This window comes from Dactylosporangium sucinum (genome assembly GCF_014647515.1).
Taxonomy (GTDB): Bacteria; Actinomycetota; Actinomycetes; order Mycobacteriales; family Micromonosporaceae; genus Dactylosporangium; species Dactylosporangium sucinum.
On the sequence record NZ_BMPI01000005.1, the window covers coordinates 152,970 to 172,549 of the forward strand.

A 19,580-nucleotide genomic window follows, 5' to 3' on the forward strand; every position below is an offset into this window, starting at 1 on the left:
TGGATCCAAGCACGTTCACGGCGATCGTCGTCATCGTGGTGGCGCTGGTCGCGCTCATCACGATCGTCAAGTCGGTGAAGGTCGTCCCGCAGCAGGTCGAGTACGTCGTGGAGCGGCTCGGGAAGTACAGCCGCACCCTCACGCCGGGCTTGAACATCCTGGTGCCGTTCATCGACTCGGTCCGCAACAAGGTCGACAAGCGGGAGGCGGTGGTGAACTTCCCGCCCCAGCCGGTCATCACCTCCGACAACCTCGTCGTCTCGATCGACACGGTGCTGTACTTCAAGGTCGTCGACTCGGTCCGCGCGACGTACGAGATCTTCTCCTACCTGCAGGCGATCGAACAGCTGACCGTCACCACGCTGCGTAACGTGATCGGCTCGCTCGACCTGGAGAAGGCGCTCACCAGCCGCGACGAGATCAACCGCCACCTCTCGGGCGTGCTCGACGAGACGACCGGCCGCTGGGGCATCAAGGTCACCCGCGTCGAGATCAAGGCGATCGAGCCGCCGCCGAGCATCCGCGACTCGATGGAGAAGCAGATGCGCGCCGAGCGGGACCGCCGCGCCGCGATCCTGCACGCGGAGGGCCTCAAGCAGTCGCAGATCCTCACCGCCGAGGGCGAGAAGCAGGCCGCCGTCCTGCGCGCCGAGGGCGAGCGGCAGTCCCGCATCCTGACCGCCGAGGGGCAGGCCAAGGCGATCCGCACGGTCGTCGACTCGATCCACCTGGCCAACCCCGACTCGAAGGTGATGGCGTACCAGTACCTGCAGTCGCTGCCGCAGATCGCCGCCGGCCAGTCCAACAAGCTGTGGATCCTCCCGGTCGAGCTGACCAAGGCCCTGGAGGGCATCGGCGGCGCGCTCGGCGGCATGGCCACCATGTCGAACGAGGAGCGCACCAGGCACGTCGAGGAGGCCCACGTCGAGGAGGAGGAGTCGGCCGAGGTGCTGGAGGCCCGCCAGGCCGCCGAGGACGCCGCCGCGGCCGCCAACGCCGAGGCCCAGGCAGCGGCGGCCCAGGTCTCGGGCACCCCAACCCGCGAGCTCACCAACGGCTGAGCCCCCACCCTTCTCGTCGATCTTGCACTTGTGGTGCCTGACAAACCCGGACGAACGCGGCGCGTCCGGGCACCACGACTGCAAGATCGACGAGGAGGGGGTGTGCGGCGGGCGAGGACACGGGGCGGCAGAATGCCGAGGTGCCTGTCGTACCGATCACCGACCCGTCCGACGAGCGGATCGCGGACTACCGCGCGCTGACCGACGTCGAGCTGCGCACCCGCTGGGAGCCGCCGAACGGGCTGTTCATCGCCGAGGGCGAACTGGTCGTGCGGCGGGCGGTGCGGGCCGGGTACCGGCTGCGGTCGCTGCTCATGGACGAGAAGCGGATCGGCCAGGTGGCCGACCTGCTGGCTGCCGACGCCCCGCTGTACGCCGGCGACCAGGCCGTCCTCGAGGCCATCACCGGGTTCCACGTGCACCGCGGGGTGCTGGCCAGCTTCCACCGCCGCCCACTGCCGACCGTCGCCGAGGTGATGAGCAACGCGCGCCGCCTCGCGGTGCTGGAGGGCATGAACTCGCACACCAACCTGGGCGCGGTGTTCCGCAGCGTGGCGGCCCTGGGCGTCGACGGCGTGCTGCTCTCGCCGACGTGCGCGGATCCGCTGTACCGCCGGAGCGTCCGCGTCAGCATGGGCGAGGTGTTCGCCATCCCGTATGCGCGGTTGGAGCCGTGGCCGTCCGCCCTCGACACCGTCCGTGACGCCGGCTTCACCGTGCTGGCCATGACGCCCGCGCCCGACGCGGTGCCCCTGCAGGGCCTGACGCCGGAACAACGACGCCGGCCGGCGCTCCTGCTCGGCGCCGAGGGCCCCGGCCTGACCCGCGAGGCGTTCGCGGCGAGCGACCTGCGCGTGGTCATCCCGATGCGCCGCGGCGTCGACTCGCTCAACGTCGCCACCGCCGCCGCCGTGGCGTTCTGGGAGCTCTCGCGCGAAGATTCGCATTAGTGTTTCCGACGGTCCGCGAGGTGCTTGCCCTCGACCCGGTGCGCAACGGTGCGCCGCGGGTCGTGGCGGGCGAACGCGGCCTCGACCAGGTGGTCCGCTGGGTGCACAGCTCCGAGGTGCCCGACATCGCGACCCTGCTGCGCGGTGGTGAGCTGGTGCTGAGCACCGGGATCGGCCTTCCGCCCGAGGACGCCGGACTGCGGCGGTTCATCACCGACCTGGCCGAGGTCGGGGCCTGCGGACTCGCGGTGGAGATGGGCCGGCGGTATTCCGGGCGCCTCCCCACCGTCATGGTGCGCACGGCCGACGAGCTCGGGTTCCCGCTGGTCGAGCTGCACCGCGGCACCCCGTTCGTGCTCATCACCGAGGCCGTCCACTCGATGATCATCGACGCGCAGCTGGCCGAGCTGCGCGCCACCGAGGAGATCCACCAGCGCTTCACCGACCTCTCCGTCGAGGGCGCCGGCGCCGCCGAGGTGGTCGCCCAGGCCGCGGCCCTGGCCGGCGCGCCCGTCGTGCTGGAGAACCTGTCGCGGCAGGTGCTCGCGTACGACGCCGCGGGCGGCTCGGCGGAGCTGCTGCTCGCCAACTGGGAGGACCACTCGCGGCGGGTCCGGCCGGCCGGGCGGACCGGCCACGACCCCGAGTCCGGCTGGCTGGTGACCGCGGTCGGGGCGCGGGGCCAGGACTGGGGCCGGCTGCTCATGCGCCTGCCGTCGGCCGAGGCGCGGCACGTGATCCTCATCGAGCGGGCCGCCTCGACCCTCGCCCTCGGGCGGCTGATCCGCGGCGACGAGGAGGCGCAGACCCACCGGACCCTGCTCGCCGCGCTGCTCGGCCACACCACGCCCGTCGACGAGGTCGTGCTGCGGGCGCGCGCACTCGGGGTACACCTGGATCGACGGCATCTCGTCGGCGTCGTGATCCGGCCGTCGCTGGCCACGGAGGCCGCGCAGGCGCTGCGCGAGACGGGGCTCAAGGGCCTTGTCGGTGCTCTGGACGAGTCGAGTGCGGGTGTACTGCTGGCGCTGCGCACCCCCGACGAGGAGTCCTCGGCCCTGGCGCGGTTCGCCGGGCGACTGCGGGCATTGGCCGGCGACGATGTCGTCGTCGCGGTCGGCTCGGGCGTGGCGACGCCCCGCGAGGCCCGCCGCTCGCTGGTGGAGGCCGGCCAGGTGGCCTCGGCCGTCCGCGGCGGCCGGTTCGAGGGCGTGGTGCGGGTGACCGACATCGGGCTGTTCGGCCTGTTGTACCTCCTGCGCGACGAGCCGCGGCTGCAGACCTTCGTCGAGCGGGAGCTGGGGACGCTGCTCGCGTACGACGCGCGGAACCCACGGGAGCAGCTGCTGGGCGTGCTGCGCGTGTACCTGGAGTGCGGCCGCAACAAGTCGGCGGCGGCCGAGCACAGCCACCTCTCACGGCCGGCGTTCTACGAGCGGCTCGCGCGCATCCGGAAGATCATCGGCGCCGACCTGGACGACGTGTCGGTGTGCCTGTCGCTGCACGTGGCGCTGCTGGCGTTGGACGCGCTGCGCTCGTAGGTCCCGCCGGCTACTGCATCGACAGATGCACGTGGTTGTAGTGGTCGCCGGCCGGTGTGCCGTCGCCGCCGTACGACTTCCAGCCGCTGCTCGGTTGCCAGATGCGTTTGTACCAGATCACGTACTTGACGCCGAGGTTCTTGGCGTTGGCCACGCACCAGGCGGCGAGGTTGTCGCCGTACGTCTTGTCGGCTCCGGTAGCCCTGGCATTGACGAAGGTCGATGCATTTGCGGAGAAGTCGCACGCCTTGCCGAGCGGGTGGTCGCCTCCGCCGCCGCTGCGGAAGCAGCTGGTGTAGTGCGTGTAGCCGGCCAGTCGCGCCTCGTTGTACGCATTCCTCATGCGGGGCGAGATGCAGCCGCTCGTCGTCGGGTCGTCGAGGCTGCACGACTCCTTCGGGAACGACCCGTCGGGGTTGCGCGCCACCGGCTTGGTGGTCACCTTGCCACCGGTCGGCGCCCCGCCGGTGTCCCCGCCGCCCCCGGCCTTGCGCAGCGCATCCTCGGCGGCCTTCTTGTTGGCCTCCATGATCTTCAACTGCGCCTGCTGGTTGGCGATGGCGTCGTTGAGGTCCTTCTGCTGCTGCTCCAGCTTCTTGCGGGTCTCGTTGACCTCGCGGAGCGCCTTGTCGTCGCGGGCCAGCATGTACTCGACGGTCACCAGGTCGTGCAGCATGCTGTCGGCGTCGTCGGCCCCGAGCATCACATTGGCCAGGCTGACCCGCCGCCCCCGGTACGCGGCGTTGGCCACGGTGCCGGCGGTGGCTTCGAGCTCGGTGAGCCGCTGCTGGGTCTTGGCGAGCTCGCCGGTGAGGACCGTCTGGTCGGCGACGGACTTGTCGAGCCGGCCTTTGGCGTCGTTGTACTCACCGAGGGCCTTGTCGAGCGCCTGCCGCACGGTGAGATTCTGCCCGCCGTCCTCGCCCGGCTCGGCTGCAGCGGGGTTGGCAAACCCGACCACCATGACAACCACGGCGGCGAGCAACGTCAGGACACGGTTCGGTGCCGTCAACATCGCCGGACAGCATATCGAAGCCCCCTGAAAACGCCAGTCCGTAGCTGATCACGCTTGCTGGGCTGGTGGATTTGGGTGACATATGTGGATAAGTCTCCGGCTGGCCGCGCGTCGGGTGCAGTCCATCGACCACGGTGCGTAACGCCTCCTGGAGCCCGTCGCAGCGCGACGGGGTGCGGCTGGCGGCGCCCTGCGGCGCGGTGGGGTGTGGCGGCGGGGTCGCGGGCGGGGCAGGGGAACGGGTGCCGCGCCGGCGACGCGGCAGGACTGGGTGCGGCGGCGCGGCAGGGGCGCGGGGAGCGGATGCGGCGGCGGGCTGTGGCGGCGGAGCGGCGGGGGCCGGCCCGGCGGTGCGGCGGGCTTGTGGTGCGGCGGGCTGGCGGTGTGGCGGGACGCCGGCCATCGTGCGGACGTCGGTCGGCGCCGTGAACGTCAACCGGACGGCGTTCGTCCCCCGCTATACGCACAGACGTTGGTCGATCTACCCTCACCCCACGAGATCGAAATGAGGGTAGATCGACCAACGTCTGTCCGGTGCGCCCGGCGGGGCGAGGGGCCGGCGCGAAGCCCAGCAACGGCCGCAACGCCGCCGCCGAGCGGGCGGAGAATGGCAAGCATGGACGAGCTACTCAGGCGGCACCGCGACGTCATGCCCTCGTGGATGCCGATCTACTACGACGAGCCCATCGAGATCGTCACCGGCAAAGGCGCCCGCGTCACCGACAGTAACGGTAAGAGCTACCTCGACTTCTTCGCCGGAGTGCTGACCAACTCGCTCGGTTACGATCTCGACGAGGTGCGGGAGGCGGTCGAGCGCCAGCTGCGCACCGGCATCGTGCACACCTCCACGTTGTACCTCATCCGCCAGCAGGTCGAGCTGGCCGAGAAGATCGCCCGGCACTCCGGCATCCCCGACGCCCGGGTCTTCTTCACCAACTCCGGCACCGAGGCCAACGAGGCCGCCCTCCAGGTTGCCACCAACGCCCGGCGGAGCTCCACGATCCTCGCCGTGCGCAACAGCTACCACGGCCGGACGGCGGGGACCATCGCCGTCACCGGTAACCGGGCGTGGTCGGCCTCCGCGCTCAGCCCCTTCACCGTCAGTTACCTCCACTCCGGCGACCGCCTGCGCGGGCTGTTCAAGGGCATGAGCGACGAGCGGTACCTCGAAGCCGCCGCCGAAGACCTCCGCGAAGTGCTCGCGACGACCACCGCAGGCGCCGTGGCCTGCCTGATCGCCGAGCCGATCCAGGGCGTCGGCGGGTTCACGCACGGGCCCGACGGGCTGTTGCGGGTCTGGAAGGAGATCCTCGACGAGCACGGCATCCTGCTGATCTCCGACGAGGTGCAGACCGGCTGGGGGCGCACCGGCGAGCACTTCTGGGGCTACCAGGCGCACGGCGTGACGCCCGACCTGCTGACGTTCGCCAAGGGCATCGGCAACGGCTTCGCCCTGGCCGGTGTCGTCGGGCGGCAGTCGGTCATGGAGCAGGTGCAGGGCATCTCGTTCTCGACGTTCGGCGGCAACCCCGTCGCGACGGCGGCCGGCAACGCCGTCCTCGACTACATCCTCGACCACGACCTGCAGGCCAACGCCGCCCGGACGGGCGCCATCCTGCTCGACGGCCTGCGTGCGGCAGGCAGCCCCATCGTCGTCGAGGTCCGCGGCAGGGGGCTCATGATCGGCATCGAGCTCACCAGCGTGGCCAAGACGAACGCCGTCTTCGAGAGCTGCAAGCGCGACGGCCTGCTGGTCGGCAAGGGCGGGCTCTACGGCACGACGATCCGGATGGGGCCGCCGCTCAACCTCACCGAGGAAGAGGCCCGTGAGGGTCTGGAAATTCTGACCATGGCACTGCGGGAACACGCCTGAAACAGATCTGAGGCCGAACCGCTCCGGAAGGGGTCGGTTCGGCCTTTTTCATGACAGAAGGGCGGAAACCCCCGGAGTCGAGCCTTGTAACAAAACGGGCTAAATCTCGGGCGAGCCCTGACATCGGCACCGTCGCCGGGCGAGACTGGGTGGCCGGTCGGCGGCGGATCAAAACCGCTGCTGACCTGCTCTTTTAGGCCTCTTTAAGATCCATTGCTTCGGTAACAGTTTGAAAACTTCACCCAACTCCTTGACAAGAAGGGGCGCTCAGTAAGAACTTTTACCACTAACAGTTAAGGAACTTTGCTGAACGCGAAAGGGACCTGCGATGACGGCACGCGAGGAGCTCACGACGGCGGTGCCGACCGCTGTCGGCGCGCCCCCGGTGTCCGTCATCCCCGCCGACGCGACGAGCACCATGCCGGCCCTGCACATGGACGGCGGTAAAGAAGGCGGCAGCGTCCTGGCCCGCGTCCGCGCCGGGCTGCCCGAGCTCACCGGCGCCCTGCAGCGCGTCGCCGAGCTGATCCTGGCCGACCCGGCCGCCGCGGCCCGCTCGACGATCGTCGAGCTCGCCGAGCGCAGCGGGACCTCGCCCGCCACCGTGACCCGCTTCTGCCGGGCGCTCGGCTTCGTCGGCTACGCCGACCTGCGGCTGGCCATCGCCGGCGAGACCGGCCGCGCCGCCCGTACCGGCGGATGGACGATGGACATCGGCCGCGAGATCCAGCCGACCGACCCGCTGGAGCGGGTCCTCGGCCAGATCATGGCCGCCGACACGCAGGCCATGCACGACACGGCCGCGCTGCTGGACCTCGGCGAGGTCGAGCGCGCCGCCGAGGCCATCGCCCGCGCCAACCGGGTCGACATCTACGGCGCGAGCGGCAGCGCGCTGGTCGGCGGGGAGATGCAGTTCTGCCTGCACCGCATCGGCATCGCCGCCTGGGCCTGGACCGACGTGCACAACGGTCTGGCCTCCGCGGCCCTGCTGCAGGCGGGCGACGTGGCCCTCGGCGTCTCGCACAGCGGGCAGACCCGCGAGACGATCGAGATGATCGCCGAGGCGAGCAGCCGGGGAGCGACCACCATCGCGCTCACCAGCTTCCCGCGGTCGCCGCTCGCCGAGGTCGCCGACATCGTCCTGCTCACCGCGACGCAGGCGACCACGTTCCGGCCCGATGCCCTCTCGGCCCGGCACCCCCAGCTGGTGGTGCTCGACCTGCTGTACATCGCGGTCGCCCAGCGCACCCACGAGCGTGCGCACGCAGCGTTCTCCGTTACGGCGCAAGCGGTCGCCGGTCACCGGTCGTCCGCGGGAAAGGACGCGTCGTGAACCTCGTCCAAGGAGAGCGCATGGCCGTCACGGCACTCGGGTACGTCTCCGCGATCCAGTCCGTCATCGACCGGATCGCCACCACCCAGGTCGGCAACGTCAATCAGGCGGCCGATCACATCGTCACCGCGATTCGCGCCGGTGGCATCCTCCAGGCGTTCGGCACGGGGCACTCCGAGGCGGTGGCGGTCGACTTCGCCGGCCGCGCCGGTGGGCTCGTGCCGACGAACAAGATCCTCCTGCGGGACCTCGTCGTCTACGGCGGCCAGGAACCGCGAATCCTCGAGAACGAGAAGCTGGAGCGCGATCCCCGGATCGCGGCCCAGCTGTACGAGATCGCCGCGCCGCGTCCCGAGGACGTGTTCGTGATGGCCTCACAGTCGGGGATCAACGGGGGGATCGTCGAGATGGCGCTGCTGATCAAGCAGCGTGGGCACAAGCTGATCGCGATCACGTCGGTGGAGCACACCGAACGAGTGTCCCCCAGGCACCCGTCGGGGCAACGCCTCGCCGATATCGCCGACGTCGTGCTGGACAACGGCGCGCCGTACGGCGACGCACTGCTGTCGCTGGAAGGCGGCGGCGCGGTCTGCCCGGTCTCTTCGGTCACCAACGCGCTGATCGCGCAGCTGGTGGTCGCCGAGGTCGTGCGACGCATCGAGGCTGCGGGCGAGGTGGCTCCCGTCTACCTGTCCGCAAACGTCCCCGGCGGGGACGAGCACAACCACACCCTCGAGTCGCGGTACGCCGGACGTGTCCGGCGAACCGCCTGACCCGAACCGAGGAGACAGATCATGTCAGTTACCCCCGAGTCCCCGTCGCAGCCAATCGCGCTCTCGCGGCGGACCGTCCTCCAGCGCGCGGCCGTCGCCGGCCTGGTCGCCACGCCGGCCGCGGGCCTGCTCGCCGCCTGCGCGACGGACGGCGAGGACGAGCCGAGCACCAGCAACACCGGTGCCGTCTCCGCGAACAACCCGCTCGGCGCGCCCGAGGACCAGCCGATCAACGTCGTCATCTTCAACGGCGGCTACGGCGACAAGTACGCCACGGACGTCCACGAGCCGCTGTACAAGAAGGCGCACCCGAAGTCCGAGGTCAAGCACCAGTCGAGCCAGGCGATCTCGACGCTGGTCCAGCCGCTCATCGCGGGTGGCAACGCGCCCGAGTTCGTGAACAACTCCGGTGAGAAGTCGATGGACTTCGGCGCGCTCGTCGCCGACGGCCAGCTGCAGGACCTGACCGCGTTGTTCGACGCGCCGTCGGTCGACGACCCGTCGAAGAAGGTCCGGGACACGCTGGTCCCCGGCACGGTCGACACCGGCTCGTTCAACGGCAAGCCGTTCGTCCTGTACTACGTCTCGACCGTCTTCGGCATCTGGTACTCCGGCAAGCTCTTCACCGACAACGGCTGGGCCGCGCCGAAGACGTGGGCCGAGTTCACCGCGCTCTGCGACAAGATCAAGGCCAAGGGCATCGCGCCCTACGCCTACGCCGGCGCCAACGCCGCGTACTACCAGTGGAACATCATCCTCACCAGTGCCGCGAAGATCGGTGGCGCGGACGTTCTCAAGAACATCGACAACCTTGAGGACGGTGCCTGGAAGGCCGACGCGGTCAAGCAGGCCGCCGAGGCGTGGGCCGAGATCGGCGCCAAGTACAACCTGCAGGGCGCCGAGGGTCTCAAGCACACCGACGTCCAGCTCAAGCAGAACCAGTACCAGCTGGCGATGTACCCGTCCGGTGACTGGCTCGAGAACGAGCAGAAGAAGGACACACCGGCCGACTTCAAGTACCAGATGATGACCACCCCGAGCATCACCGGCTCGGACAAGCTCAAGTCGACGGCGCTGCGCGCGACCGCCGGTGAGGGCTACGTGGTCCTGGCGAAGAGCAAGAACCCCAAGGGCGGCCTGGAGTACATGCGCCAGATGCTGTCGAAGGCCGGCGGCAAGGGCTTCACCGAGGTCGTCAAGGCGCCTACCGTGGTGCTCGGCAGCACCGAGGGCCTCACCTTCACCCCCGGCACCCAGTCCTCGCAGGACGCCCTCAAGGCGGCCGGCCAGGAGGTGTTCAACCTGTTCTTCGACGGTTGGTACAAGGACCTCGACAAGGAGGCCCGCACCGCGACCAACGAGCTGATGTTCGGCCGCATCAAGGCCGACCAGTTCGTCGAGCGCATCCAGAAGAAGGCCGACGAGATCAAGAAGGACTCGTCGATCACCAAGTTCAAGCGCTGATCGGAGCCTGATCATGCGGCACGGAAGATACCCCTTCATTGTGGGGTTCCTGGTTGCGCCGGTGGTGCTGTACGCGTACTTCGTTCTCTGGCCGTACGTACAGACGATCATTCTGTCGTTTCAGCAGTGGCGAGGCTTCGTCGCGCCGCGCTGGGTCGGGACCGAGAACTACAAGCGCATGCTGGGTGAAGACCGGTTCTGGCAGGCGCTACAGCATCACGGGATCCTCCTGGTCTTCCTGCCGCTGGTCACGATCGCTTTTGCCCTGCTCTTCGCCTTCCTCCTCAACGTGGGCGGCAAGGGCAGGGGCGGCAAGACGTCGGGGGTCTGGGGGTCGAGTTTCTACCGGGTGGTGTTCTTCCTCCCCCAGGTCCTCGCCGTGCCGGTCATCGCGGTGCTCTTCGCGACCGTGTACCGGCCCAACGAGTCCGGCCTCATCAACGGTGTCCTGCTCAAGCTCGGCCTCGACGAACCGGTCGGGTTCCTGATCGACAAGCATCTCGCCCTGCCGTCGCTCATCGCGGTGCTCGTCTGGCAGGCGGTCGGCTTCTACGTGGTGCTGTTCTCCGCCGGCATGGCCAACATCCCGGCGGAGATCTACGAGGCGGCCGAGCTCGACGGCGCGAACAAGGTGACGCTGTTCTTCCGGGTCACCTTCCCGCTGCTGTGGGACACCATCCAGACCGCGTGGGTGTACCTCGGCATCCTGGCCTTCGACGCGTTCGCGATCGTATCGGTCCTCGCCCAGGACGACGGCGGCCCCGACGGCGCGACCACGGTCCTCGGCCTGGAGATCTACGACAACATGCTGCAGAACCGGTATGGCGACGCCGCCACCTACGGCGTGGCGCTGTGCGTGCTGTCGCTGGTATTCGCCGCCTTCACGCTGCGGCTCACCCGTCGCGAGACCTACGAGTACTGAGAGGCCGGGACATGACCGCAATCATCGGCCGCGACACGCCGGGTCAGCGCAGCGGCCGGCACGCGCCGGGCGCGCTGCCCGCCGCCCCGCGCCCCCGCCGGCAGCTCAACATCGCCGGGGGCATCGGCCACGTCTTCCTGGCGATCTGGGCCCTCATGATCATCCTGCCGCTGATCTGGGTGTTCCTCGCCTCGTTCAAGAACACCACCGAGATCTTCAGCACGCCGTGGAGCGTGCCGGACCACCTGCGCTGGGAGAACTGGGGCCGGGCCTGGAACAAGGCGCACGTCGGCCGATACTTCCTCAACAGCGTCCTCGTGGTCGCGTGCGCGACCGCCGGCACGATGCTGCTGAGCGCGATGGCCGCGTACGTCCTCGCGCGGTACCGGTTCTTCGGCAACCGGTTCATTTACTTCCTGTTCGTGGCCGGCATCGCGTTCCCGCCGTTCCTCGCCGTCGTGCCGCTGTTCTTCCAGGTGAAACAGCTCGGCCTGCTCGGCAGCTACACGGGCCTGATCATCGTGTACATCGCGTACTCGCTGCCGTTCACGATCTTCTTCCTGACCTCGTTCTTCCGGACGCTGCCGAACACGGTGGCCGAGGCGGCGACGATCGACGGCGCGTCGCACACCCGGCTGTTCTTCTCGGTCATGCTGCCCATGGCCAAGCCGGGCCTGATCAGCCTGACCATCTTCAACGTCATCGGCCAGTGGGGGCAGTACCTGCTGCCGCTGGTGCTGATGGCCCAGGCGCCGGACAAGTGGGTGCTCACGCAGGGCATTGCGAAGATCTCGACGAGCGCCGGCTACGAGGCCGACTGGGCCGGCCTCTTCGCCGCGCTGACGATCTCGATCCTGCCCATGATCGTGATGTACGTCATCTTCCAGCGCCAGATCCAGGCCGGCCTCACCGCCGGCGCGGTCAAGTAACCCACGACAGGCCCGCGCACCCCTGATGGTTTCTTGAGAAAACTGTCAGGGGTGTGCGATGTAATGCGGTCGTGCTCATCGCGGTGTTTCCCGAGGGGGCCGGTGGCCGGCTGAGGCCACTGGCCGACGACGGCACGCCCAGCGGCCCCGAGCAGCCGGTCCCCGATCTCGTCGCGGCCATCGCCCGCATCGAGGCGGCGGACCGGCCGCGCTGGCTCTGGGCGTCCACGGCCGACGTCTATTCCCGGGTTGTGCGGGCGGGGGCGCGCGTCGAGCGCTGTTACGACCTCGAGCTGGCGGAGGCCCTGCTGCTGGGGGCCGAGGGACGGTGGGGCGAGCCCCGCTCGGTCGCCGCCGCGAGCGCCCGGCTGGCCGGCCGCCCGGTCCCGCCCGACCCGCCGTCGCGAGCCGCGCTGCCGCCCGGCGAGCTGCAGGCCTCACTGTTCGAGGTCGACGCCCTGGAGGCCCCGGCCGGCTCGCTCGCCGGCCTGGTCGAGGTCTACGTCGCCCAGCGGGCCCGGATCGCGGCCCTGGCGCAGGAGCCGGCCGCGCCCGGGTTCCCGCCGCGGGCCGGCGCCATGCGCACGCTCGTCGCCGCCGAGTCGGCCGGCGCGCTGGTCGCCGTCGAGATGGGCGGCGCCGGCCTGCCCTGGCGGGCCGACGTGCACGACGCCCTGCTCCGGGAGATGCTCGGCGCCCCGTCGGCGGTGGGCGGCGGCCCGCCCGCCCGGCTGGTCGAGCTCAACGAGCGGCTCAACGAGGCCCTCGGCCAGCGCGTGCACCCGGAGTCCCCGGCCGAGCTGCTGCGCGCGTTCGCCCGCGCCGGCTTCATGCTGCGCTCCACGCGCCGCTGGGAGCTGCAGCAGGTCGACCACCCGGCCGTCCCGATCCTGCTGGAATACAAGGAGCTGTATCGGCTGTGGGTGGCCCACGGCTGGACGTGGCTCGAGCAGTGGGTGACCGGCGGGCGCTTCCGCGCCGAGTACATCCCGGGGGGCGTGGTGTCGGGCCGCTGGGCCACGCGCGGGGGCGGCGCCCTGCAGATCCCCAAGGTGGTCCGCAAGGCCGTCGTCGCCGACCCCGGCTGGACCCTCGTCGTCGCCGACGCCGGCCAGTTGGAGCCGCGGGTGCTCGCCGCCGTCTCCGGCGACGGCCGGCTCGCCCGGGCCGCCGCCGAGGGCGACCTCTACGCGGCGCTCGCCGCCGAGGCCTTCGACGGCGACCGGGCCAAGGCCAAGCTGGCGCTGCTCGGCGCGATGTATGGGCAGACGGGCGGCAATGCGGCCCCCGCCCTCGCCGCCCTGCGCCGCTTCTATCCGGCCGCGTGGGACCTGGTCGAGGAGGCGGCCCGCACCGGCGAGGCCGGGGGACTGGTCCGCACCTGGCTTGGCCGCACCTGCCCGCCCCCGTCGGTGACCTGGCGCGAGGGCTTCGACGGGCCGGGGGAGGGGGCGGAGCCCGACGACCGCGGCGGCGCGCGGGGCCGCGCCCGCGGCCGCTTCACGCGCAACTTCGTCATCCAGGGCACCGCGGCCGAGTGGGCGCTGGTGCTGCTGGCCCGATTACGCGCCGCGCTGACCGGGCTGCGCGCCGAGCTGGTGTTCTTCCAGCACGACGAGGTCGTCGTGCACTGCCCGCGCGACGAGGCCGCGGCGGTGAGCGAGGCGGTGCAAGCGGCCGCCGAGGAGGCCCGCCGCCTGCTGTTCGGCGAGACCGAGGTCCGCTTCCCGCTCGACGTCTCGGTCGTCGAGGCCTACGCCGACGCGAAGTAGCGGGCCATCGCCGCCGTGTGCGTCGGGAAGCACAGCTCGCGTGCCTCCAGGGCGATCTCGTAGCCGAGTGACTCCTCGGTGCGCACCGACGGCGGGAGGTCGGCCAGCGGGCGGGGTGGCAGCAGGCCGAAGACGAGCAGGGTGCCGCTCGCGGCGCTGTGCACGTCGAAGAGCTCGACGTCGGCCGCGTCGGCCTCGATCGTCGTCTCCTCGCGCAGCTCGCGGACGGTGGCCTCGCGCCAGGCCTCGCCGACCTCGATGAAGCCGCCGGGCAGGCCCAGCTCGCCGCGCATCGGCTCGATGTCGCGCCGCACCAGGACCAGGCCGCGGCCGTGGTCGGTGTCCACCGGCAGGAGCGCGACCGCCACCGGCAGCGGGTTGCGCCAGGTCGTCTCGCCGCAGGCGGTGCAGATCCGGGGCCATGGGGCCCCCTGCGCGAAGGCGGCACCGCAGTGCGAACAGTGATCGTGGAGGGCCATGGGAACGCAGCCTACCGACCGGGTATTAGGCTGAGCGCTGCTGCATCGTTGGACGCTGGTAGGAGTGCCCGCTGAGCACGATAGTCGGACTGGTCCTCGCCGCAGGTGGCGGCCGCCGGTATGGCGGGCCGAAAGCCCTCGTGCGTCATGACGACGGCCAACTGCTCGTCGAGCGCGCCGTGGCCACCCTGCGTGATGGGGGCTGCACACGCATTCTCGTCGTCCTGGGCGCCGAAGCGGCCCGGGTGCGCGGCGAGGCGCAGCTCGGCGACGTCGAGCTGGTCGAGAACGCCGTCTGGAAGAGCGGCATGGGTTCGTCGCTGCGGACCGGGCTGGCCGCCCTCGCCGGCACCGACGCCACCGCGGCGGCGGTGCTGCTGGTGGACACCCCGGGCATCGGCCCCGACGCGGTCGCGCGCCTGCTCGCGGCCACCGACGGCGGCCCCGGTGCGCTGCTCACCGCGACGTACAAGGGCAAGCGCGGCCACCCGGTCATCCTGGGCCGCGACCACTGGGCGGGCGTGACCACACTGGCCACGGCCGACGTCGGCGCCCGCGCCTACCTGGTGGCCCATGCCGATCAGGTCCAGGGCGTGCCCTGCGAGGACATCGCCGACGACACGGACCTCGACGTCCCGCCGGAGTCCTGACCGCGGACGGGTCCTGCCGGGAGCATTCGGCGCCCCCGCGCCGCCGACGTGCTCCCGGCAAACCGTGCCCGGCGCGAAACCGCGCCGGCACCGGTAACGCTACGGGTAGCCGCGATGGCGGCACTGCATCGCCGCTGAGGCCGTCACGCGCCCGGGCGACGGCCGGCGACCAACGGCTTGACCTGCGTCGATGCGATCGTCATGAGATCCTGAACGGGTGATCGCCGGCAGGACCGGCAGAATCGGCACCGGCAGATTGCCCGGGCCTCGCGTCCGGCGCGGCGCTGCCCTGAGCGGCCCGGTCGCGGTGCTGGCACCGAGGTGTTGCCGCTGGTTCGTTCGGCATTCGCTTCCGAATGAAAAGTGGCGCATAGTTGACGCGTGCCGGACTTCGCGTCGCCGGCCGCTGTGGCGGCGGGCCTGGCCGACGTGGGCTACCTCGCCGACGAGGGGCTCGCGATGGCGGGCTACCTCGCGCTGCGCCTGCGCCGGCCGATCTTCCTGGAGGGTGACGCGGGGGTCGGCAAGACGGCCTTCGCCGCCGCCCTGGCCGAGGCCGCCGGCGTCGAGCTCATCCGGCTGCAGTGCTACGAGGGCCTCGACGCCGCCCAGGCCCTCTACGACTGGGACTTCCCCCGCCAGGTGCTCCACCTGCGCGCCGTGGAGACGGCCGCGCACGGCACCCTGTCGGCGGCCGAGCTGGAGGCCGACCTCTACGACCGCCGCTTCCTGGTCGCGCGGCCCCTCCTGCAGGCGATCGAGCGCGCCCCGTGCGTGCTGCTCGTCGACGAGATCGACCGGGCCGACGACGAGTTCGAGGCGTTCCTGCTGGAGCTGCTGGCCGACGCCGCGGTGACCGTGCCCGAGCTCGGGCGGATCGAGGCGCTCGTGCCCCCGGTCGTGGTGGTCACCAGCAACCGCACCCGCGAGGTGCACGACGCGTTGAAGCGGCGCTGCCTGTACCACTGGGTCGGCCACCCGACCCCCGAGCGTGAGGCCGAGATCGTGCGGCGCCGCCTGCCCGGCGTCGGCGAGCGCCTCGCCCGCGAGGTCGCCGCCGCCACCGCCCGGCTGCGCACCCTCGACCTCGTCAAGCCGCCCGGGGTGGCGGAGGCGATCGACTGGGCGGCGGCGCTCAGCGCGCTCGGTGTCGCAACACCCGGCCCGGAGACGCTGGGCGTGGTGCTGAAGGTGCGCGAGGACATCGAGCTGGTGCGGGCCTCCGATGTGGTTTGAGGCGCCGCTCGACCGCCGGATCGCCTTCCTCTCCGCGCTCGACGAGGTGGGCGTCGAGCATGCGTACTGGATCGGCCGGCTCACCCTGTGCGGCTCACCCGAGGACATCGCCCGCTACGACGCCGCCTGCAGCGGCCAGGCCCGCGACCCCGACCCGCGCGGCAGCGCGTGGCAGGTGCGCCGGCTGCCCGAGCGGTCGCTGTTCCGCGCCACGATGCCCCCGTCGGCGGCGGCGACCGACGGCGACCCGGCGCTCGGCGTGCGGGCCGCCGACGCCGACGTGCTGCGCCACCGCGACCTCGCCACCTTGTCCACTGTGGAGCGATCGGAGGCGGCGCGGCTGCTGGCCCGGCTCGCGGGCGCGCACCCGCAGCGGCCCGGCCGGCGGTACCGGAGCGACTCCCGCGGCGCCGTCGACCGCCGCCGCACCGTGCGCGCGATGCTGCGGGCCGGCGGCGAGCCCCGACCGCTGCTGCGCCGCTCGCGGCGCCCCCGCCCGCGCCGCCTGGTGCTGCTGCTCGACGTGTCCGGCTCCATGTCGCCGTATGCCGACGCGCTGCTGCGCCTCGCCCACGCGTTCGTCCAGCACCGTCCACGATGGACGGCCGTCTACGCGCTCGGCACCCGGCTCACCCCGCTGACCGCGGCGCTGCGCACCCGCGACGTCGAGGCGGCGCTGCGCGAGGCCGGCCGCGCGATCCCCGACTGGCGCGGCGGCACCCGGCTCGCCGACACCGTCACCGCGTTCGTCCGGCGCGACGGCCACCGCGGCGTGGCCCGGCGCGCCGTCGTGGTCATCTGCAGCGACGGCTGGGAGTGCGGCGACCCGGCCCGGCTCGGCGCCGCCGTCGCCCACGTCCACCGGCTGGCCGCGCGGACGATCTGGGTCAGCCCGCACGCGGGCCGGCCCGGATTCACCCCGTCGGCGGCCGGGCTGGCCGCCGTGCTGCCGCACGTCGACGCCCTCGTCGCCGGGCACACGGTGGCGGCGATCGAAGCACTGGTCCAGGAGGTTCGCGATGCGTGAGGTGTTGACCGAGCTCGTCGACTGGTGGCGCGCCGGCGACCCGGTCGGCGTGGCCACCGTCGTGCGGACCTGGCGCAGCTCGCCCCGCCCGGCCGGGGCGACGATGCTGGTCGGCCCTGACGGCACCGCGGTCGGCAGCGTCTCCGGCGGCTGCGTCGAGGGCGCGGTCTACGAGCTCGCGCAGGAGGTCGTCGAGTCCGGACAGCCGGTGGTCCAGCGGTACGGCGTGAGCGACGACGACGCCTTCGCGGTCGGCCTGACCTGTGGCGGCATCATCGAGCTCCTGGTCGAGCCGGTGAGCCGGGAGACGTTCCCCGAACTGGAGGCCGTCGCCCGCGCGATCGAGGCGCACGACCCGGTCGCCGTGGTCTCGGTCGTCGAGGGCCCGGCCGACCGCATCGGCCGCCGGCTGGTGGTCTGGCCGTCGTCGTCGAGCGGCACGCTCGGCTCCCCGCGCCTCGACGCCGCCGCCACCGACGACGCCCGCGGCCTGCTCGCGGCCGGCCGCACCGAGACCCTCCACTACGGCCCCGACGGCGAGCGCCGCGGCGAGGGCCTGACCCTGTTCGTGGCCTCGTACGCCCCGCCCGCGCGCATGCTGGTCTTCGGCGCGATCGACTTCGCCGCCTCGGTGGCCCGCATCGGCTCCTTCCTGGGGTACCACGTCACCGTCTGCGACGCCCGCCCGGTCTTCGCCACCTCGAAGCGCTTCCCCGGCGCCGACGAGGTCGTGGTGGACTGGCCGCACCGGTACCTCAGACAGGAGCTCGACGCGGGCCGCGTCGACGACCGCACGGTGGTCTGCGTCCTCACCCACGACCCGAAGTTCGACGTCCCGGTCCTCCAGGTGGCCCTCGCCGAGCGCTTCGCGTACGTGGGCGCGATGGGTTCCCGCCGCACCCACGACGACCGCATGGCCCGCCTCCGCGAGGCCGGCGTGACCGAGAAGGAGCTGGCCCGCCTGTCCTCGCCGATCGGCCTGGACCTGGGCGCCCGCACCCCGGAGGAGACGGCGGTGAGCATCGCGGCCGAGATCATCGCCGGTCGCTGGGGCGGCGGCGGCGCCCGCCTCAAGGAACTGGCCGGCCGCATCCACCACGACTGACCGCCCGCACGCCCCGCGCGCCTCTCTCCGCGTCTCTCTCCGCGTCGATCTTGCAGTTGTGGTGCCAGGACGCTCCCGTGATGTCCCGGTTTGTCAGGCACCACAACTGCAAGATCGACGCGGCGGGGTTGGGGTGGCGGCGCGATGGACTTGTAACCAAACGGGCTGCCAGGGCGAAGTACCGTAGTGAAATGCACCGATATATCAGCGCCGCCGGCGTCGTGGCGGTGGACAGCGTGCTGCTGGCCGCCGCGCATCCCGGCGGCGTGGAGCCGGTGCTCGTGCCGGTGTACGTGCTGCTCGTCGGCCTGATCGCGGCGCTGCGGTGGCGCAGCGCCCGCGCTGCGTTCGTAGCCGCGCTCGTGCCCGCCGGGCTGACGGGCGGGGCGTCGATGCTGCTGGCCTGGACCGGCTTCCAGGCCGGCCGGGAGCTGGCCCGGCCCCGCCACCTCGGGGTCGCCGCCGGCGCGGTGGCCGGCGCGCTCGGCGCCCAGCTCGCGTTCCGGGCCGACGACGGCCGCCGGGTCGCCGTGCTGGTCTCCACCTACGTGGTGTTCGCGCTGCTCCCGCTGCTGTCCGGCCGGTACGTCGCGCAGCAGGACCGCCTGGCCGCCGCCCTCGACCGCCACCGCGCCGAGGTCCGCCGCCGGCGGGAGGCCGTCGCCGAGCAGGAGCGGCTGCGCGAACGGATCCGGATCGCCCGGGACCTGCACGACTCGCTGGGCCGCCGGCTGGGGCTGGTGTCGCACCAGGCCACGGCCTTCGAGCAAGAGTACGAGGGCGAGCATGAGGGGGTGCGCCGGCTGGCCGCGTCGGTGCGCGGCGCGGTCACCGAGTTCCAGCAGCTGGCCGGTGTGCTGCGCACCGGCGACGAGCGGCGCCCCCGCGAGCCGGGCCTGGCCGCGATCGGCCCGGTCGTCGAGGAGTACCGGGCGGCCGGCGTCCCCGTCGCCCTCCACCGGCGCGGCGTCCCCGGGACGATGACCAGGGCGTCCGAGCGGGCCGCCTTCCTGGTCGTGGAGGAGGGGTTGCGCAACGCGGTCCAGCACGCGCCCGGCCAGCCGGTGACGGTCGACCTGGAGTGGGAGCCGGACGCGCTGCTCCTCTCGGTGGCGAACCCGGCGCTGTCCGACGGCGACACCGGACTCGGCCGCGGGCTCGCGGTCCTCGCGGAGCGGGTGCGGCCGGCCGGCGGCTTCCTCGACCACCGCCTGGCCAACGGCGTCTTCCGGCTCTGGGCGGTGCTCCCGATCGGCGCCCCGCCCCCCGAGCCCGACGAGGCGCCCGAGACCGCCCCGGCCGAGCCGCCGGCCCGGGCCGGGACGGTGGCCCTGGCGGTGGTGGCCGCGGCGGCGATGTTCGTCGCCCTCCCGCTCACGCTGATGATCCTCTGAGAACGCCGGCGGGCCGAAAGTCAAGACCGGTGGAGGGTTGCGTTGATCACCGGTCG

Annotated in this window: 17 protein-coding genes; 15 read left to right on the forward strand and 2 right to left on the reverse strand. The window is 72.0% G+C overall.

The window, feature by feature from the left end; all coding sequences use genetic code 11:
* Positions 1–23 precede the first annotated feature (23 nt).
* The 3 genes from IEZ31_RS06480 to IEZ31_RS06490 all read left to right on the forward strand — a co-directional run bounded on the left by IEZ31_RS06480 (position 24) and on the right by IEZ31_RS06490 (position 3,552).
* Complete coding sequence (locus IEZ31_RS06480) at positions 24–1,061, forward strand: SPFH domain-containing protein (protein ID WP_373294517.1); 1,038 nt, start codon at positions 24–26, stop codon at positions 1,059–1,061.
* Between the two features lie 140 nt (positions 1,062–1,201).
* On the forward strand, positions 1,202–2,011 hold the full coding sequence (locus IEZ31_RS06485; RefSeq protein ID WP_190248813.1) for a TrmH family RNA methyltransferase: 810 nt from the start codon (positions 1,202–1,204) through the stop codon (positions 2,009–2,011).
* Positions 2,011–3,552: a PucR family transcriptional regulator gene (locus IEZ31_RS06490; protein ID WP_190248814.1), complete on the forward strand. Its 1,542-nt coding sequence runs from the start codon at positions 2,011–2,013 to the stop codon at positions 3,550–3,552. Before IEZ31_RS06485 ends, IEZ31_RS06490 begins: the two co-directional genes overlap by 1 nt.
* 10 nt (positions 3,553–3,562) lie before the next feature.
* Here the strand turns inward: IEZ31_RS06490 and IEZ31_RS06495 are convergent, their stop codons facing one another.
* On the reverse strand, positions 3,563–4,567 hold the full coding sequence (locus IEZ31_RS06495; RefSeq protein ID WP_190248815.1) for a coiled-coil domain-containing protein: 1,005 nt from the start codon (positions 4,565–4,567) through the stop codon (positions 3,563–3,565).
* A gap of 616 nt (positions 4,568–5,183) precedes the next feature.
* Between IEZ31_RS06495 and IEZ31_RS06500 the strand changes: the two genes are divergently transcribed.
* The 7 genes from IEZ31_RS06500 to IEZ31_RS06530 all read left to right on the forward strand — a co-directional run bounded on the left by IEZ31_RS06500 (position 5,184) and on the right by IEZ31_RS06530 (position 13,633).
* On the forward strand, positions 5,184–6,440 hold the full coding sequence (locus IEZ31_RS06500; protein ID WP_373294512.1) for an aspartate aminotransferase family protein: 1,257 nt from the start codon (positions 5,184–5,186) through the stop codon (positions 6,438–6,440).
* 328 nt (positions 6,441–6,768) lie between these two features.
* The gene (locus IEZ31_RS06505; protein ID WP_373294513.1) at positions 6,769–7,773 is read left to right on the forward strand and encodes a MurR/RpiR family transcriptional regulator; all 1,005 of its coding nucleotides are present in this window, start codon (positions 6,769–6,771) and stop codon (positions 7,771–7,773) included.
* Between the two features lie 20 nt (positions 7,774–7,793).
* Positions 7,794–8,546 (forward strand): sugar isomerase domain-containing protein, encoded by a 753-nt coding sequence (locus IEZ31_RS06510; RefSeq protein WP_190248817.1) that lies wholly within the window; start codon positions 7,794–7,796, stop codon positions 8,544–8,546.
* A 21-nt stretch (positions 8,547–8,567) separates the two neighbouring features.
* Entirely contained in the window at positions 8,568–10,010 is a 1,443-nt protein-coding gene (gene ngcE / locus IEZ31_RS06515; protein ID WP_190248818.1) for an N-acetylglucosamine/diacetylchitobiose ABC transporter substrate-binding protein, read from the forward strand.
* 40 nt (positions 10,011–10,050) lie between these two features.
* Positions 10,051–10,932: a carbohydrate ABC transporter permease gene (locus IEZ31_RS06520; RefSeq protein ID WP_308429353.1), complete on the forward strand. Its 882-nt coding sequence runs from the start codon at positions 10,051–10,053 to the stop codon at positions 10,930–10,932.
* Positions 10,933–10,943: 11 nt separating this feature from the next.
* Positions 10,944–11,861, forward strand: coding sequence for a carbohydrate ABC transporter permease (locus IEZ31_RS06525; RefSeq protein WP_190248820.1), 918 nt, complete (start codon positions 10,944–10,946; stop codon positions 11,859–11,861).
* Between the two features lie 71 nt (positions 11,862–11,932).
* The gene (locus tag IEZ31_RS06530) at positions 11,933–13,633 is read left to right on the forward strand and encodes a bifunctional 3'-5' exonuclease/DNA polymerase (RefSeq protein WP_190248821.1); all 1,701 of its coding nucleotides are present in this window, start codon (positions 11,933–11,935) and stop codon (positions 13,631–13,633) included.
* Here IEZ31_RS06530 and IEZ31_RS06535 read toward each other — a convergent pair.
* On the reverse strand, positions 13,615–14,112 hold the full coding sequence (locus IEZ31_RS06535) for an NUDIX domain-containing protein (protein ID WP_190248822.1): 498 nt from the start codon (positions 14,110–14,112) through the stop codon (positions 13,615–13,617). The two genes, IEZ31_RS06530 and IEZ31_RS06535, sit on opposite strands and share 19 nt — an antisense overlap.
* Positions 14,113–14,201: 89 nt before the next feature.
* On the opposite strand from IEZ31_RS06535, the gene IEZ31_RS06540 reads away from it, so the two are divergent.
* From IEZ31_RS06540 to IEZ31_RS06560, 5 genes are all read left to right on the forward strand, one after another.
* The gene (locus IEZ31_RS06540) at positions 14,202–14,762 is read left to right on the forward strand and encodes a nucleotidyltransferase family protein (protein WP_190248951.1); all 561 of its coding nucleotides are present in this window, start codon (positions 14,202–14,204) and stop codon (positions 14,760–14,762) included.
* Positions 14,763–15,143: 381 nt separating this feature from the next.
* Complete coding sequence (locus IEZ31_RS06545; protein ID WP_190248823.1) at positions 15,144–15,998, forward strand: AAA family ATPase; 855 nt, start codon at positions 15,144–15,146, stop codon at positions 15,996–15,998.
* Positions 15,988–17,025 carry a vWA domain-containing protein gene (locus IEZ31_RS06550; protein ID WP_190248824.1) on the forward strand — a complete coding sequence of 346 codons (1,038 nt, stop codon included), beginning with the start codon at positions 15,988–15,990 and terminating at the stop codon, positions 17,023–17,025. The genes IEZ31_RS06545 and IEZ31_RS06550 overlap by 11 nt, the downstream gene beginning before the upstream one ends.
* Positions 17,018–18,130, forward strand: a complete 1,113-nt coding sequence (locus tag IEZ31_RS06555; RefSeq protein ID WP_190248825.1) for an XdhC family protein — start codon at positions 17,018–17,020, stop codon at positions 18,128–18,130. The genes IEZ31_RS06550 and IEZ31_RS06555 overlap by 8 nt, the downstream gene beginning before the upstream one ends.
* Positions 18,131–18,321: 191 nt before the next feature.
* Positions 18,322–19,524 carry a sensor histidine kinase gene (locus tag IEZ31_RS06560; protein ID WP_190248826.1) on the forward strand — a complete coding sequence of 401 codons (1,203 nt, stop codon included), beginning with the start codon at positions 18,322–18,324 and terminating at the stop codon, positions 19,522–19,524.
* Positions 19,525–19,580 lie beyond the last annotated feature (56 nt).

Excerpts from the sequence above, each read along its gene's own strand:
- IEZ31_RS06495 (WP_190248815.1), bottom strand. The coding sequence starts at position 4,567 with ATGTTGACGGCACCGAACCGTGTCCTGACGTTGCTCGCCGCCGTGGTT.
- IEZ31_RS06505 (WP_373294513.1), top strand. The coding sequence starts at position 6,769 with ATGACGGCACGCGAGGAGCTCACGACGGCGGTGCCGACCGCTGTCGGC.
- IEZ31_RS06535 (WP_190248822.1), bottom strand. The coding sequence starts at position 14,112 with ATGGCCCTCCACGATCACTGTTCGCACTGCGGTGCCGCCTTCGCGCAG.
- IEZ31_RS06560 (WP_190248826.1), top strand. The coding sequence starts at position 18,322 with ATGCACCGATATATCAGCGCCGCCGGCGTCGTGGCGGTGGACAGCGTG.
- IEZ31_RS06525 (WP_190248820.1), top strand. The coding sequence starts at position 10,944 with ATGACCGCAATCATCGGCCGCGACACGCCGGGTCAGCGCAGCGGCCGG.
- IEZ31_RS06550 (WP_190248824.1), top strand. The coding sequence starts at position 15,988 with ATGTGGTTTGAGGCGCCGCTCGACCGCCGGATCGCCTTCCTCTCCGCG.
- IEZ31_RS06500 (WP_373294512.1), top strand. The coding sequence starts at position 5,184 with ATGGACGAGCTACTCAGGCGGCACCGCGACGTCATGCCCTCGTGGATG.
- IEZ31_RS06555 (WP_190248825.1), top strand. The coding sequence starts at position 17,018 with ATGCGTGAGGTGTTGACCGAGCTCGTCGACTGGTGGCGCGCCGGCGAC.
- IEZ31_RS06510 (WP_190248817.1), top strand. The coding sequence starts at position 7,794 with ATGGCCGTCACGGCACTCGGGTACGTCTCCGCGATCCAGTCCGTCATC.
- ngcE (WP_190248818.1), top strand. The coding sequence starts at position 8,568 with ATGTCAGTTACCCCCGAGTCCCCGTCGCAGCCAATCGCGCTCTCGCGG.